Source organism: Paenibacillus tyrphae (assembly GCF_000722545.1).
Lineage (GTDB): Bacteria > Bacillota > Bacilli > Paenibacillales > NBRC-103111 > Paenibacillus_G > Paenibacillus_G tyrfis.
Genome location: NZ_JNVM01000028.1, coordinates 45169 through 60014, shown reverse-complemented (window position 1 = coordinate 60014; position 14846 = coordinate 45169). Strand labels below are relative to the sequence as shown.

Below are 14846 nucleotides of genomic sequence, written 5' to 3'. Positions count from 1 at the left end.
CCATCTTACCCGACACAGGTAAGAGGTGCTTCCTCTCAAGTACACGTTTGAAATTAGATTTATATTACCACGTCACGCGATGGCTGACAAGCACGAATTGGATAATCTGCCGGTTTAAGGGCACGCTATGATAAAACAATCTCGCTTACCGAAAGGAGAAACCGGGCATGAGCCTAAACGACACGAACCAAGACGGATTTATGAGCGAAGCCCCGCAAAAGAAATACACCGATCTGGGCACGGTGGAATCCCAGCGCAACGACCTGACGGCGGAGGAATTTCCGGAAGGCCCTTACGGCAGCAGCCTTCTTACGGAATCGCTCGGCAAGAGCACGCCGTGGCGGGAAGACCAGCGCTCATACAACCAGTTCACTTACGAGAACCGCGAGCTTCATGCAGGCCTCTCCCGCGGGTATCCCGACGCGCATCCGACCCATGATTCGTCCGGCGACGATGACGTGGAAGAGTAGCCGGGCAAACGCAAAAGGCGATCCGCCGGACCGCTCCTCCGGCGAACCGCTCGCGCGCTTGCTGCCCCAACGCCAGCAAACTCTTTCCAGTCTACATGCCGCTGTTGTTCATTCCGATCTCGAACTTTTCCTCGTACGCACCTTTTTCGCTTTCCTCGCCGAGCGGCGCTATGGCGAACCCGGTATAACCGAATAAGATCGCCAACAAGGGCGTAATAAAACACATAAACGAATAGAGGACATACTCCATGCCGATATTGAGCGTAGCCATAATAAAGGCGCCCGAGACTCCCCATGGAACGACCGGATGGACAATGGTTCCGGCATCTTCCAGCGTTCTGGACAAATTTTTCGGATGAAGCTTCAGCCGCTTGTACGAAGACTCCAGCATCTGCCCGGGCAAAATAATGGACAAGTAGCATTCCCCGATAATGACATTCACCCCGATTGAAGAAAAAACCGTCGCGGTGATGACATTGCCTTTATTATTCAAGAAGCTCTTCATCCGATCGATCATCGTATGAACCAGACCGATTTCTTTCACAAGACCGCCAAAGGCCAGCGCCATGATGATGAGCGAGACGGCAAACAACATACTGGATAGCCCGCCTAGCGTCAGCAGCTTATCGATCGCTTCAACTCCCGTTTCCGACTTATAGCCAAAGTGCGCGACATTCATGAGCTGGCCTACCGAAATTCCGGGAACCGTAAAAAACGCCGTCGCAATAGCGACCAGTAAACCGACAACCAGCGTTGGAATGGCATCGAACCGTTTGAAGGCCAAGACGATAATCGCCAGCGGCGAGAGCAGGGTTAGAGGAGTAATCGTGAAGCGTTCTTTGAGGGTGCGGATCATCGTTTCGATGCCGGCGGTGTCTGTGGCCCGGTCGGAGGATATTGCAAAAAAAGCAAACAGGATCAGCGTCAATACCAAGCTTGGAATCGTCGTCCACAGCATATGCCGGATATGATCGAAAATAGGCACCTTGGCCGTTGCGGAGGCAAGATTCGTCGTATCCGAGAGAGGCGATATTTTATCGCCGAAAACAGAGCCGCAAACGACAGCCCCGGCCGCCATAGCGGGGGAAATTCCCATGCCGTAGGCGACCCCCATCAAGGCAACACCCATCGTGCCGATGGCGCTCCAGGAGCTTCCGGTCAGCACAGAGACGACTCCGCAAATCAATACCGCCGATACGAGAAAATAGCTGGGCGAAAGAATGTGCAAGCCGTAATAAGACAAGGTCGGAACGGTTCCGTTCAATACCCATATCCCGATCAAGATTCCGATCAGACACAAAATGAGGATCGAGGGGAGCCCGTACAAAATGCCATTGACGACAGCCGATTCCAACTGTTTCCAAGTAAAGCCTAATTTTAAGCCATACAAAGAAAGCAGGATCGATGCCATCAAGATGGGAATTTGCGGAGCGACTTGATAGTGAAGAATGCTTATCGCCAAAATGATGACGATAACCGCAATGAGCGCGCTTGACATGAAAAACGACGGTTTTTTCGTTAACATAACTATTCCCCCTTCACGAACGGAATCGTAAAACGCGTGAAGTCATTATATGTAAGCGTCTTCAAAACAAAGAAGAAAGCATTCGACGGGAAACCGGGCTGTACGAGTGCAAACCCCTTAACGATTCAACGCTTCGTTTCTCATCCATCGATCTCCCGTCAGAACACTTCCTGTGGCAAGCGTGCCGTTTTTCTCATTGCTGTTTGCCGTGCATATTCAACCGCTCCAAAATGGTCCGGAAGCCTCCCCTTCCGTGCTTCAGACAATTTTTGACTCGAAAAATGATGGCGCTGCCTTTCTGGGTTTCCTCGATAATATCCAAATAAGTAGCCCCTTCGAGCAATTGCTTTGCGACTTCAAGCCGGAGAGCCATCGTTTTGACCTCGTTTACCGTGCACAAATCGGAAAAAAATTCGTAGCATTCATCCTTCGTTTGCAACGATAAAATGGCTTCGAATAACTGATGGATTTCTTCCTCGCTTCGCACGTTATTCCGCCGCACTGTGCCACCACCACGCCGATTTATTTATGGGACCAGCTGTACAGATAGTTTTTGTCTTCGAAGGCGTGGGCCGCCTTGACGACCTTGAGCGGACGGAACGTGTCCACCATAACCGCCAATTCCTTCGTTTCTTTTTTGCCCAGGCTCGCCTCAATCGTGCCGGGATGAGGACCGTGGGGGATTCCGGATGGATGAAGCGTAATGGACCCTTCTTCGATGCCCCGGCGGCTCATGAAATTGCCCTCGACGTAGTAAAGCACCTCGTCGCTGTCCACGTTGCTGTGGAAATAAGGCGTAGGCACGGCTTCCGGATGATAATCGTACAGTCTCGGAACGAAGGAGCAGACAACGAACTGATGCCCTTCGAACGTCTGGTGAATCGGAGGCGGCATATGAATGCGCCCGGTGATCGGCTCGAAATCCGCAATGTTGAAAATATAAGGATACAGATAACCGTCCCAGCCGACGACGTCTAACGGATGATGGCTGTAAATATGCGAATGCAGCGCGCCTCTCGTCTTGGATCGCACCTCGAACTCCCCGAGCTCCGTGTGCGTCTCCAGCGTCTCCGGAAGCCGGATATCCCTTTCGCAAAACGGGCTGTGCTCCAGCAGCTGACCGTGCTCGTTGCGGTAACGCTTCGGCGTGCTGATCCAGCTGTTCGTTTCCACGACCAAAAATTTGGTGTCTTCCCCATCCGGCACGATCCGGTAAATGGTACCGATCGGAATGACGATATAATCGCCCGGACGGTAGCGCAGCGTACCGAACATCGACTCGACCTTGCCTGTTCCGTAGTGCACGAACAGAAGCTCGTCGCCGTCGCCGTTACGGTAATAATAATTCATCGGTTCCGTAGGACTCGATACGGCAAGCAGGATATCGTCATTGCCGAGAACGTACGTCCTTCCCAGAACGCCATCACCTTGCTTCGGGGCCGCTTCCGTCTGAAAATGGCGGTATCCGAGCACACTGTCGTCCTCGTACTCTATGCTGAATGCACCGAGAAATTCGGCTTTGACGATTTCCGTCGGCGCCCCATGATGGTAAAGGATCGATTGAATGCCGGAGAAGCCTTTCGTGCCCATCACCTGCTCGCGAAACAACGAACCGTCTTCTTTTCTGAACTGCACGTGTCTTTTATTGGGAATTTGCCCCATCCGATGGTAGAACGGCATCTTGTACGACCTCCTTGGTTAAGTTGCGCTTGCTTATTTCAACGAAGGCAGAATTCGGCCCGTCACCTCGCCAAACCCGATACGATATCCGTCGCCTTGTGCGTAGCCGGTCATCGTCAGCCGGTCGCCGTCTTCCAGCCAGACCCGCTTGACGCCATCGTTTAATTGAAGCGGCTCCGCTCCGCGCCACGCCAATTCCAGCATACATCCGCGGCTTGCCTTATCCGGTCCGCTGATCGTCCCGGAGGCGAGCAAATCCCCGGCCCGCAGGTTGCAGCCGCCTACCGTATGGTGAGCGATTTGCTGTGCCATGCTCCAATACAGGTATTTGACATTGCTCTCCGTGATTCGCTCGGCCTGCTGCATATCGGCGCTTTGCAGGTACACTTCCAGCTTGATATCGAAAGAGTGCGTTCCCTCCTGCTTCAGATAAGGAAGCGGCTCCGGCTCCTGCACGCTTCCGCGGATGCGGAACGGCTCCAAGGCATCGAGCGGCACGACCCAGGGCGAAATCGACGTCGCGAAATTTTTCGCGAGAAAAGGTCCCAGCGGCTGGTATTCCCAAGCCTGAATATCCCGGGCGCTCCAATCGTTGACGAGCACCAGTCCGAAAATGTGCTCCTCCGCCCGTTCAACAGGAATGGAAGTACCGAGCGGGTTGCCCGCTCCCATGAACCACCCGATTTCCAGCTCAAAGTCCAGCTGTCGGCTCGGCCCGAATACAGGCGCCGCCGCATCCGGCGGCTTCATCTGCCCTTGCGGGCGGCACACGTCGGTCCCGCTAAGCACGATCGAGCTGGCCCGGCCATGGTACCCAACCGGGAGATGATGCCAGTTGGGCATTAAGGCGTTCTCTTTTCCACGGAACATCGTTCCTACATTGAAGGCATGGTCCCGCGAAGCGTAAAAATCCGTATAATCGCCGATCTCTACAGGCAGCAGCAGCTCTACGTCCTTCTGCGGAAGCAGGGCGGCGGTCCGCAGCTCCGCGTTGTCCCGCAGCTCCGGCTCGTCAGCCGACAGCAGCCGCTGAATTTCCGCGCGGACCTGCTGCCAGACCGGGCGACCGAGCGCCATAAAAGCGTTCAGCGACGCTTGGTCGAATATTCCCTTTCCGGCTGCTTCCGTCCTCGCGAAGCAGTCCGCCTGATCGAGGGCAGCAAGATCCAGAACATACTCCCCGATGGCTACGCCAATCCGGGGAGGTCCGCCGTTGCCGGAGCGGAACACGCCGTAGGGAAGATTTTGGATCGAAAAATGCGATTCCGGCGCAACCTCTACAAATGAGCGCAGCATCTTTTAATGGCTCCTTTTACTCTAGTGATTTTAACTCCCGCAGCTCGTCGCGAGGCTCATCGAAGCTGCAGCTTCCGTAGGAGCACAGCGCCAGATTGCGCAGCCTCCGCACCTCGTCGGCCGAAAGCGTTAGCGTCTTCCAGCCTAACGCATCCGGGAGAAAGACGAAGCTGTCGGGATTGTCGTCGGCCAAAATTTCGGCGGTTTTGTCGCGGTCCAGCTTGTAGACATGTGCCAGCATCCCCGCAACAAACACGTTAAGGAAGCCGTGCATCTCGGTCTTCACTTCTTCCCGGTACATGCGTACCGGGTGGTGAAGCCCGGCCGTGAACTTCAACGCCAATTCGCGGTCCCTGCACCCGACAAGGACGGTGGCCACCTGCTCTGGCGACGGAAACGCGTCGGAGGTGACACCTCCGGTCCGCAGCTTTACGCCCGGCTGCATCCCGCCTTGGCTGGTGCAGCACTTCACCGCATCAAGTGCTTCTTCGATCCGGCTCCCCCAATCGCCATTCAAGGGAAACGTCCATTCGAAGAAAAGCCGGAGACCATGTTCCGATGCTCCGGCTGCAATCTCATCCAGTAACTGACGGTCCGCGCCCGCAGGAGGAAGAGGGAGCTCCAGCACGTCGATGTTTACCGACGAACCATGCTTTTCCCTAAAAGCCTCCGTTTGCCGCAGCGTATCGCCAAACAGCCGAAGGCATTCTTCTGCATCCCGGCTGCGGGTTCCAAGAACCGACAGCAGCAGCGGCCGGTCCCCGGAAAACATCGGCATACACGGAGACAGCTTCTCCAATTGCGCGGCGGGAATGATGAACCGGCCCAGCATCCATGCGTCCCGTCCGTCCCGGTAAGCCGCGTAATTGCGGACCGCCTGCTCCAAAGGCAGGGCGGCGGGCGGAAATAACCCGGCATAATCGAGAAGCTGCTCCATCAAAGCTTTAGCGCTGGAAATCATGTGACGACTGCCCGCCTTTCCTTCTAAGCCTGTCGATTTGCAAAAAAATTACAAGTTTCCGCGGCGCGCCTGCTCTCTTTCGATCGATTCGAACAGCGCTTTGAAGTTGCCTTCGCCGAACGTGGTCGCCCCTTTGCGCTGAATGATTTCGAAGAACAGGGTCGGCCGGTCGACGAGCGGCTTCGTAAAGATTTGCAGCAAGTAGCCTTCCTCGTCACGGTCGACAAGAATGCGATATTGCTTCAGCTTCTCGATATCCTCGTCGATTTTGCCGACCCGATCCGACAGCTCATCATAGTACGTATCCGGCGTATCCAGGAATTCCACGCCACTTTCCTTCAGCACCTTCACGGTCGTGATGATATCGTTGGTCAATAAAGCTGCGTGCTGCACACCAGGGCCGTTGTAAAACTCCAAATATTCTTCGATTTGCGATTTGCGTTTGCCGGTGGCCGGCTCGTTAATCGGCATTTTGATACGGCCGCCGTTGCAAATGACTTTGGACATCAAAGCCGAATATTCCGTACTGATATCTTCATCATCGTAATGAATCATTTCCTTAAAGCCCATGACCTTCTCGTAATAGGACACCCATTCATCCATTTGCTCGACGTTTCCGACGACATGGTCGATCCCGATAAGGCCCGCATCCTGATACGGAAACGAGAAGTTGACGGGCTGATACCCCGGCGCAAACAAGCCCTTATAGTTCTTGCGATCCACGAGGGTATGCACCGTATCGCCGTAAGTGCCGATGATGGCTTTTTTGTAGGTGCCGTGTTCGTCCGTCAGCACCTGCGGCGCCATCACGGGAATGCCGCCTCTGGAAATCGCCTCTGCGTAAGCCTTTTCAACGTCGTCAACCCGAAACGCGACGTCCTTCGCTCCTTCGCCATGCTTCTTGATAAATTCCGTGACCGGGTGATCCTCCTGAAGCGAGCCCGTCACCACAAAGCGGATTCTCCGCTGCTCCAGCACATAGGATACGCGATCGCGCTGACCGGTTTCCAGCCCGGCGAAGGCGATAATCTTGAACCCGAAGGCCCGGCTCATGTAATAGGCGGCCTGCTTGGCGTTGCCAACGTAAAATTCCATATAATCAAAATCCTCGATCGGGAAAAAATCTTGCTGCAGCTCGCTAACTAAGGTAGTATCTTTTTCCATTTTTATAACCTCCTAGAATAATATTCCTTATAGTTGATGCTATTATATGGCAAACTTGTGAACTCTTCAAAAACGTTCGATGCTGTATGCGCGTGTCAACGCGAAATCGCTTTAGTCCGTTAAATGAGGTTAGTCGGCTTCGGAAGCGGCGGCGGCTTTCAGAAGCTGGTCCAGCAGCTCTTCTTCATCGTTTATAACGATGATTCGTTGATCCACTTTCACGAAGCGCTCCAAGTAACATTGCCCGCAATTGCCCAAACAGTCCTTCACCATAATATCAACGGAAGCGTCGCGCACGATTTGTTTTAAAGCTTCCGATTTGGTCAGCTCATTCGAGCTGCACAGCTTGACGGTAGCCATCAGAACAAGCCTCCCGGAAAATCGTAATTAGGTCTCCGTGCTTCCTACCTGCGATTAGTGGCGGATTTGCCATTTGGCGCGCTTTCTGGGGGAGAAGAAGCTGTTTCTTCCTTTTCTGGATTGAATTCGCTGCTCGCAGATCAGATTCGCCGCTTCGACTGTCGTAATATTTTTTTCCTTGGCTTCCGAAAACACATGGAGCAGCGAATGATAGATCGCTTTCGTTTTGGCCAATACTCTCTCTTTGTTCGGTCCGTACAGCTCATCCGATACTTGCATGATACCGCCGCTGTTGACCACGTAATCGGGGGCGTAAAGGATGCCCTTTCGCTTTAGTTCGAGGGCATGGCTCTCATGAAGAAGCTGATTGTTCGCCGCACCTGCGATCGCTTGGACCTTGAGCTGCCCGATCGTGTGATCGTTAATAATGCCACCGACGGCACACGGTACGAAAAAGTCCGCTTCTATGCCGTAGATCTCTTCTCCTTTCACAGCAGTCGCGGTTCTGCCGAGCTTACCGGCTCTTTCCACAACTTGGTCAACCGCGGTTTTATCCACATCGGTTACACAGAGATCGGCGCCTTCCTGCAGCAAATGCTCGGCGACTTTAAAGCCGACCTTCCCCAAGCCTTGAATCGCGAACCGCTTGCCGCTCAACTCCTCATGTCCCCATAACGTTCGGGCTACAGCTTTCATGCTGTACAAAACACCCAGAGCCGTCGGAATCGACGTTTCTCCCCCGCCGCCATATTCTTCGGGCAGCCCGGCTATGCAATACGTTTCCTTGCACGCATGGACGAAATCGTCCAGCACCGTGCCCATATCCGTTCCAGTATAAAATCTCCCGTTCAACGAATCGATAAATTGTCCGTAGGCCCTGAACAATTCCGGGGTTTTATCCTTGGCCGGGTCTCCGATGATGACCGCTTTTCCCCCGCCGAAATCCACATCGGCCGCCGCGCATTTATAGGTCATCGCCTTCGATAAACGCAGAACGTCCTCCAGCGCTTCCTCGACGGTGGCATAAGGCCTCATCCGCGTTCCTCCCAAAGCCGGGCCGAGCGTTGTATCGTGAATGGCAATAATCGCTTTCAAACCCGTGGCGGGGTCGTTGCAAAACAGTACCTGCTCATGCTCCTGCATTTTCTCGAACAAGTCGGTCGTACGCGAGGACGCCGACGGTTTGATCTCGGACAATAACGCTGCATTATTCATCTCTATTCCTCCTGAAACGATTCTCTACTCTCTACACAAAAGTAAACGTTTTCAAAACTGCATGGCGCGACGCTGCATTTCGAATCAATAAGCTTATGCTTTCATCTTATGTGAAACACTCCTTTATGGTTTGGATAAAACAAACTATGATTCCTTTTTGTAACAGTTCACATACTAAACTACCTCCATGATTCGCGCAAACATCCCTTTTAACGCGAGTGTTCTTTGATGTTTCAGCACTTTTGCGCGTTGAATAAGGTTAGTGCTCATGAGAGGCGGCCTATCTCCAACTATACTAACTTTTATAAAAATATTTGTAATATATTGACTATTATTATATTATTCGGTATATTATAGTCGAATATGGATATGAATACAGATTTTTGAACTTCATTCTTCCATGTTCACGTTTCTGTGCGGCAAGTCCAGGCGAGGGCGAAAGCGTTTTCAATTGTTTTAAAAATTGTTTTACATTTGAAGGGAGAAGATACTTATGGCAAACAACAATTTCGATCTGGATGTCCAAGTGAAATCGGTTAATTCTGTAAACGCGAATTTGGGGCTTTACACGTCAGATTGCTATAGTTCTCAATGCTATTCTTCCAAATGTTATTCCGATTCTTGCTATTCCTCCGACTGCTATACCGGCCGTCATATGTGCGGCTACACCCACGGCTACAGCTGCTAATTTTATCCATTCATTCCGCTTTCGCCGGCTGCCGCAACAAACTTCGGAGATACATTCTCCGTTCGAAGGGAGAAAATAACTATGGCAAACAACGTATTCGACCTGGATGTTGAAGTGAAATCGGTAAACTCGGTACACCAAAATATCGGCCTCTTCACGTCCGCTTGCTTTAGTTCTCAATGCTTCTCTTCCAAATGCTTCACGGATTCTTGCTTTAGCTCGGACTGCTTTACCGGTAGACATCAGTGCGGCTACACCCACGGCGGCTGCTAATCTTTCGCGGGTTCCCGCAACATGCTTCGGGGGAACGTTCGCGTTCTTCCGAAGTATCTCTTACGACTCGATAACGGAAGGTGAGACGACATGTCAGTTCAAGTGGCCCCCTCTCAACCGACGCCAGCTCAAGCTCATCCAAGCGTTTTTCAGGCGCTTGATTTTTTTATTTTGAGGATGCCTTTATTGCCGGTGGAACTATTCCAGAACCTTTCTGTCGATCAAAATGAGGATGAAGCGCATAACCGCCAGCCATGGTTCGAGAAATTGGCCGCCTACGCCGAATTGCCTATCATCCGGGAGGCCATTGCCGTATCCAGCTTGCCGCTGCTTCAGGCCTTGCCCAATCTAACCAACCAGGAGCATCCGCGCAAACAAGATCAGGCCGTAAAAGGCTTTCTGCGCTATTTGCTGCGCATGACCTCGCGTCCGACGCCTTTTGGTTTATTTTCTGGAGTAACATATGGAAATTTTGGGGAGCGGTATGCGTTTGAGCTTCAACCTGTAGCGGCCCACGCCAAGCGAGCCCGCCCGGATATGGAGTGGCTGTTGAAAGTGCTGTCCGGCTTGGAGAGCCGGTTTGACATCGTCAAGCAGTTAAAGGTCAGTCTCAATTCTTTGGCTTATCCCGTAGGCTCCCGCCTTTACCTGCCTTACCTGACCAAGTACGGCGTCAAGCAGAAAAGCAAAAGCACGATGGAGAGCACCTCCGTTCGCCTTACTCCGGCTGTGAAGCAGGTGATGGAGCTTACCCGCCAGCCCCTCCCCTTTTGCGAATTGGCGCTGAAGCTGCACAGCCAATTTTCCGATACGTCACTCGAGCAAATAAACCAATTTCTGTGGCAGCTGGTTCAGCAGGAAATCATCATTACGGACCTGCGCCCGCCTCTCATGACCGCTTCGCCATTCGATTACGTACTGCGGCGTTTAGCCGATATCGCAGGCATGGAAGACGAGAGGACGAAGCTGGAAACGGCCTCAGCCCTTATCGCGAGCTATAACCGTACGGAAATCGGGCAAGGCGAGCCGTTATATCATGAACTGGCAGAGCATATGAAATCCGTTGCCGAAGCGGATAATCTCCTGCAAGTGGACATGGCTCTTTCGATGGAGGCGTTAACCCTCCCCAAATCCGTTGCGCAGGAGATCGAGCGCGTCGGCGAAACGCTTTGGCGAATCTCCGGGGAACGGCTGGGACTTTCACATCTGGAAAGCTACCGTGCGGATTTCATGGAGAAGTACGGAGCTTACCGCGAGGTTCCCCTGCTGGAGCTGCTGGATGCAGACATCGGGCTTGGCGCTCCGGCCGGATATGAATATCCCCGGGGCAAACGCAAGGAAGATACCACCCCTTCCTTCGCCCAGCAAAAGAAAAAGACGCTGCTGACTCAATGGGTCATGACATGCCTCCAGCATGGGCGGCAGGAATTGGAGCTGACCGACGACATGGTGATGCAGCTTGAACCTGTGCCGATGGAAGAAAAGTACGCACCACGGTCGTTGGAATTGTATTTTGGCCTTGCCGCCCGATCCGGCCAAGCGGTGGAGGAGGGTGACTTTCTCCTGATTGCCGGAGGAACGACGGGCACCTACGGTGCGGGCAAATCCGTCGGCCGGTTTGTCGATTTGTTTGATTTCTCCTTTGTGGACAAGCTCAAGCAAATTGACCGATTGGAGCAAAAGCTTCATCCCGAAGCGATCCTCGCCGAGCTCGTTTATTTTCCGGGAGACGGCCGGGCAGCCAACGTTGCTCTGAGTACGAATATTCGCGAATACGAAATCGACATCGGCACCAATTCGGCCAAAGATCCGGAGCATACGATCCCGCTCTCTGATCTGGTCGTCGGCATTTCCTCCAGCGGTTTTTATTTAAGGTCTCTGGCAAAAAACCGAAGGGTCATTCCGGTTACGAACCACATGCTGAATACGTCGCAGTCGCCTAACGTCTACCGGTTTTTGCGTGAGTTATCGATGGAAAACCAGCGCAACATCGATTTTTTCGAGTGGAACGAGCTGCGAACCCTTCCTTTTTTGCCGCGGTTAAGGTACAGCAAAACGATCATTGCGGCGGCCTGCTGGAAGTTTAACGCGGATCTGCCGCCATTTCACGGGAACATGACGGAAACGCAGTGGCGCCAGGCTTTCGATGCGTACCGGAAGCAGTGGAATGTACCGCGCTTCGTTTATTTGACCCAATCGGATAACCGCTTGCTGCTGGATCTCGACTCCCCACTTCATCGAGATGAAGTGTATCGGGATTATACGAAGCTTCAGCCTGGGGGGCAGATCGTCTTAACCGAAACCGGCTTTGCGTTTGAGCATCTTCCCGAGAGCGCAGCCGGGCACTACGTGACCGAGTTTGTCTTTCCTCTCGTCAAACGGGACCTGCCGCAAGCTTCCTCACAGCCGGATCTCGACGGAGCTCCCGCCTCTCCCTCCATCCGCCTCGCGGAGAGATTGAAAATGCCGGGCAGCGAATGGCTGTATCTGAAATGGTACGGTGCGGATCATCGCGCCGACGCTTTCATCGGAGGGCCTCTGCTGGAGTTTTGCCGCCAGGCGGAGGAGCAAGGATGGGCGGCCGGCAGCTTCTTTATGCGCTATGCCGATCCCGATCCGCATCTTCGCTGGCGTTTCTGCGGCCACCCCGAGCAGCTTCACACCGCGCTGCTGCCGCAGCTGTACCGGTTTACACGGCAGTGCGTGGAAGACGGGCTGTTGTCCCGCCTAGTGATCGATACTTACGATCCGGAAATCGAGCGGTATGGGGGCCGGACGTTGATTGGGACGGCGGAGCGGCTGTTCTGTCTCGACAGCCGGGTCGTGGCCGAATGGATTCATGCCCGACAATCGGGACATCTCAACCTGGACCCGCATTTGCTGGCTGTCATCAGCGTCATTGACATGATGGAACGGTTCGGGCTGTCCTTTTCTGAGCAATTCGACTGGCTTAACACGTTGGTACAGCACAAGGAGCATTTGGAGCTGTTCCGTCAGTATCGGCCGTTTCTTATGAAATTCGGGGATGCCAGAGGAGACTTTGCCCAGCTTCGCCATCTTCCTGACGGAGCGGCCATCCTGCCGATGCTCCGAGCCCGCGGCGAGGTGATCGCCCGGTACGTCGAGGGAATCCGGCTGTGCCAAGCGGAAGGAACCTTGACCAATACTCGGGAGGATCTGATGCAAAGCGTGACCCATATGCATTTGAACCGGCTATTCGGCATCCAAAGGGAAGAAGAGCAGAAGGTGTTGACTCTGGCCAGACATACGTTATACAGCTTGCAGCATGTTAGGAGGAATCAGCCATGAGCTCGGCTGCGGAAGAAGCATCCCTAACCGTAAATCTAACGAATATTGTGCAATCCTTTCGCTATTGGCCTCGCGTGTTCCAATTGCTGTGGCAAACGCACAAACCGTATTTCTTGCTGATTTTATTGATTAACATCCTGCGCGGCGCTTCGCCTGTCATCTCGCTGCTGCTGCTCCAAACCTTGATCAACAGCATAGGCGCCGCTTCGGATACCGGTTTTCAAACCGTGCTTTGGCCCTTTATTTGGCTCACTATGTTTACCGCATTTAATGAAGCGCTGTCGCTGGCTCAAAATTTCATCAGCAAATTATTTGAAACGCTGCTCAGCAATCGGATCACCATGCTCATTATGGAGAAGTCGATTTCCCTTTCGCTTAGCGATTTTGAGAACTCCCAGGTGCAGGACGCCCTGAAACGCGCTCAGAACGAGGCCGGTCATCGGCCTTATCAAATCCTGCAGCAGATTTTGTCCATTGTTACCGCGTCCATTACGTTATTCTCGACCGCAGCTATGCTCATTTCGTGGAAATGGTGGGCGGCTTTTCTCCTGATCCTCATTCCCTTGGCCTCTTTCTATTCGTTTCTGAGGATCGGGCAGCAGGAGTTTATGCTTCAATGGAACCGGGCTCCGAAAATGCGGCATACCTGGTATTTGTCCGTGCTGCTGACAAGGGATATCTCTTTCAAGGAGATCAAGCTGTTTCAACTGGGCGGTTATTTACTCGGCAAATATCATGAGCTGCTTCGCCAGTTTTTGGCGGAAGACAAGCGCATGATCAAGAAGCGGCTCGGTATGGGAGCTATTTTTCAAGCGATCCAGCAAGGGGTCAATGCGTTCATGTTTCTCATGGTCTTATGGTCCGCTTATCGACGAGAAATTTTGATCGGCCATGTGGTCAGCTATACCCAAGCCATTACGTTAACCTTGGTTTCGTCGCAAAATTTGACGCAGGGCATTCTTTCCTTATGTCAGCACAATTTATTTTTGCAGCAACTGTTCGCTTTCCTAGATTTGCAGTCCTCCGATCCTGCCGCCAGAAAAATCGGAGCTGCAGAGGCTTCCCGTGCGGCCAATACGTCCGTCATCCAATCGGTGGAATTCCGCAATGTGTCTTTCCGTTATCCCGGCGGCAGTTATCCGGCTCTGCGGAATGTCAGCTTTACCCTGCAGCGCGGAGAAACGCTCGCGATTGTAGGGCGCAACGGGTCCGGGAAGTCAACGCTGATGAAGCTGCTGACGCAGCTGTACGACTCCTTCGAAGGAGACATTCTCATCAACGGCGTCTCAATCCGCGATATGGACTGCGAAACTTTTCGCCGCAAGGTCGGCGTCGTATTCCAGGATTTTGTCCAATATGAGATGCAGGTCCGGCAAAATATCGGTTTTGGCAACGTAGCGCAAATGGAGGAGGACGCCGAATTGTGGAAGGCGGCGGATCGGGCGGGTATCGCCGAGTTGGTCCGATCCATGCCGGCAGGCCTTGCCACCCAGCTCGGGCGTTTGTTTGACGAAGGGCAGCAGCTCTCCGGTGGACAGTGGCAGCGGATTGCCATCGCCAGAGCTTTCATGCGCGAAGCCGAGCTCTATGTGCTGGACGAGCCCAGCTCCATGCTTGATCCGGAAACCGAGCTGCAGGTGTTTCAGGCGTTCCGGGAGCTGGTCCGCGACCGGTTAGGCATCTTCATTTCCCACCGCTACTCCGCCATCCGGTACGCCGACCATATCCTCATGATGGATCAAGGCACCGTGGTGGAACAGGGCAATCATCAACAGCTCATGCAGCAGAACGGAATGTATGCGGAGCTTTATTTGATGCAAGCGAACGCTTATTTGGACGCCGATCATGAGCGCAAAGCGCGTTCGGCCGTGTGATTACGGCTGGCAACCATGATCCGAAGGGAGA

Annotated in this window: 13 protein-coding genes; 5 read left to right on the top strand and 8 right to left on the bottom strand. The window is 53.2% G+C overall.

Annotated features, from left to right (window positions below; translation table 11 throughout):
* The first annotated feature begins 167 nt into the window (after positions 1 to 167).
* Positions 168 to 470 (top strand): hypothetical protein, encoded by a 303-nt coding sequence (locus ET33_RS27680; protein WP_036689890.1) that lies wholly within the window; start codon positions 168 to 170, stop codon positions 468 to 470.
* Positions 471 to 561: 91 nt separating this feature from the next.
* Here the strand turns inward: ET33_RS27680 and nhaC are convergent, their stop codons facing one another.
* From nhaC to ET33_RS27640, 8 genes are all read right to left on the bottom strand, one after another.
* Entirely contained in the window at positions 562 to 1995 is a 1434-nt protein-coding gene (gene nhaC, locus ET33_RS27675; RefSeq protein WP_036689889.1) for a Na+/H+ antiporter NhaC, read from the bottom strand.
* 193 nt (positions 1996 to 2188) lie between these two features.
* On the bottom strand, positions 2189 to 2497 hold the full coding sequence (locus tag ET33_RS27670) for a YerC/YecD family TrpR-related protein (RefSeq protein WP_036689888.1): 309 nt from the start codon (positions 2495 to 2497) through the stop codon (positions 2189 to 2191).
* Positions 2498 to 2517: 20 nt separating this feature from the next.
* Complete coding sequence (locus ET33_RS27665) at positions 2518 to 3675, bottom strand: homogentisate 1,2-dioxygenase (RefSeq protein ID WP_036689887.1); 1158 nt, start codon at positions 3673 to 3675, stop codon at positions 2518 to 2520.
* Positions 3676 to 3708: 33 nt separating this feature from the next.
* On the bottom strand, positions 3709 to 4971 hold the full coding sequence (gene fahA, locus ET33_RS27660; RefSeq protein ID WP_036689886.1) for a fumarylacetoacetase: 1263 nt from the start codon (positions 4969 to 4971) through the stop codon (positions 3709 to 3711).
* 16 nt (positions 4972 to 4987) lie between these two features.
* A complete protein-coding gene (locus ET33_RS27655; protein ID WP_036689885.1) occupies positions 4988 to 5932 on the bottom strand; it encodes a hypothetical protein in 945 nt (314 codons plus the stop codon).
* A gap of 48 nt (positions 5933 to 5980) precedes the next feature.
* Positions 5981 to 7096 (bottom strand): 4-hydroxyphenylpyruvate dioxygenase, encoded by a 1116-nt coding sequence (hppD, locus tag ET33_RS27650; protein ID WP_152570714.1) that lies wholly within the window; start codon positions 7094 to 7096, stop codon positions 5981 to 5983.
* A 129-nt stretch (positions 7097 to 7225) separates the two neighbouring features.
* On the bottom strand, positions 7226 to 7456 hold the full coding sequence (locus ET33_RS27645; protein ID WP_036689882.1) for a DUF1450 domain-containing protein: 231 nt from the start codon (positions 7454 to 7456) through the stop codon (positions 7226 to 7228).
* A 54-nt stretch (positions 7457 to 7510) separates the two neighbouring features.
* Positions 7511 to 8671 (bottom strand): Glu/Leu/Phe/Val dehydrogenase dimerization domain-containing protein, encoded by a 1161-nt coding sequence (locus tag ET33_RS27640; protein ID WP_051775701.1) that lies wholly within the window; start codon positions 8669 to 8671, stop codon positions 7511 to 7513.
* 493 nt (positions 8672 to 9164) lie between these two features.
* On the opposite strand from ET33_RS27640, the gene ET33_RS40695 reads away from it, so the two are divergent.
* The 4 genes from ET33_RS40695 (at position 9165) to ET33_RS27630 (ending at position 14815) form a co-directional block, all read left to right on the top strand.
* The gene (locus ET33_RS40695) at positions 9165 to 9359 is read left to right on the top strand and encodes an elgicin/penisin family lantibiotic (RefSeq protein ID WP_144028785.1); all 195 of its coding nucleotides are present in this window, start codon (positions 9165 to 9167) and stop codon (positions 9357 to 9359) included.
* An 81-nt stretch (positions 9360 to 9440) separates the two neighbouring features.
* Positions 9441 to 9632 carry an elgicin/penisin family lantibiotic gene (locus tag ET33_RS40690; RefSeq protein ID WP_152570713.1) on the top strand — a complete coding sequence of 64 codons (192 nt, stop codon included), beginning with the start codon at positions 9441 to 9443 and terminating at the stop codon, positions 9630 to 9632.
* A 192-nt stretch (positions 9633 to 9824) separates the two neighbouring features.
* Entirely contained in the window at positions 9825 to 12941 is a 3117-nt protein-coding gene (locus tag ET33_RS27635) for a lantibiotic dehydratase (protein ID WP_235206834.1), read from the top strand.
* Complete coding sequence (locus ET33_RS27630) at positions 12938 to 14815, top strand: ABC transporter ATP-binding protein (RefSeq protein ID WP_036689879.1); 1878 nt, start codon at positions 12938 to 12940, stop codon at positions 14813 to 14815. Before ET33_RS27635 ends, ET33_RS27630 begins: the two co-directional genes overlap by 4 nt.
* Positions 14816 to 14846 lie beyond the last annotated feature (31 nt).

Bases quoted from the DNA above. Each gene is read 5' to 3' on its own strand.
- ET33_RS27680 (WP_036689890.1), top strand. From the start codon at position 168: ATGAGCCTAAACGACACGAACCAAGACGGATTTATGAGCGAAGCCCCG.
- nhaC (WP_036689889.1), bottom strand. From the start codon at position 1,995: ATGTTAACGAAAAAACCGTCGTTTTTCATGTCAAGCGCGCTCATTGCG.
- ET33_RS27665 (WP_036689887.1), bottom strand. From the start codon at position 3,675: ATGCCGTTCTACCATCGGATGGGGCAAATTCCCAATAAAAGACACGTG.
- fahA (WP_036689886.1), bottom strand. From the start codon at position 4,971: ATGCTGCGCTCATTTGTAGAGGTTGCGCCGGAATCGCATTTTTCGATC.
- ET33_RS27655 (WP_036689885.1), bottom strand. From the start codon at position 5,932: ATGATTTCCAGCGCTAAAGCTTTGATGGAGCAGCTTCTCGATTATGCC.
- hppD (WP_152570714.1), bottom strand. From the start codon at position 7,096: ATGGAAAAAGATACTACCTTAGTTAGCGAGCTGCAGCAAGATTTTTTC.
- ET33_RS27645 (WP_036689882.1), bottom strand. From the start codon at position 7,456: ATGGCTACCGTCAAGCTGTGCAGCTCGAATGAGCTGACCAAATCGGAA.
- ET33_RS27640 (WP_051775701.1), bottom strand. From the start codon at position 8,671: ATGAATAATGCAGCGTTATTGTCCGAGATCAAACCGTCGGCGTCCTCG.
- ET33_RS40695 (WP_144028785.1), top strand. From the start codon at position 9,165: ATGGCAAACAACAATTTCGATCTGGATGTCCAAGTGAAATCGGTTAAT.
- ET33_RS40690 (WP_152570713.1), top strand. From the start codon at position 9,441: ATGGCAAACAACGTATTCGACCTGGATGTTGAAGTGAAATCGGTAAAC.
- ET33_RS27630 (WP_036689879.1), top strand. From the start codon at position 12,938: ATGAGCTCGGCTGCGGAAGAAGCATCCCTAACCGTAAATCTAACGAAT.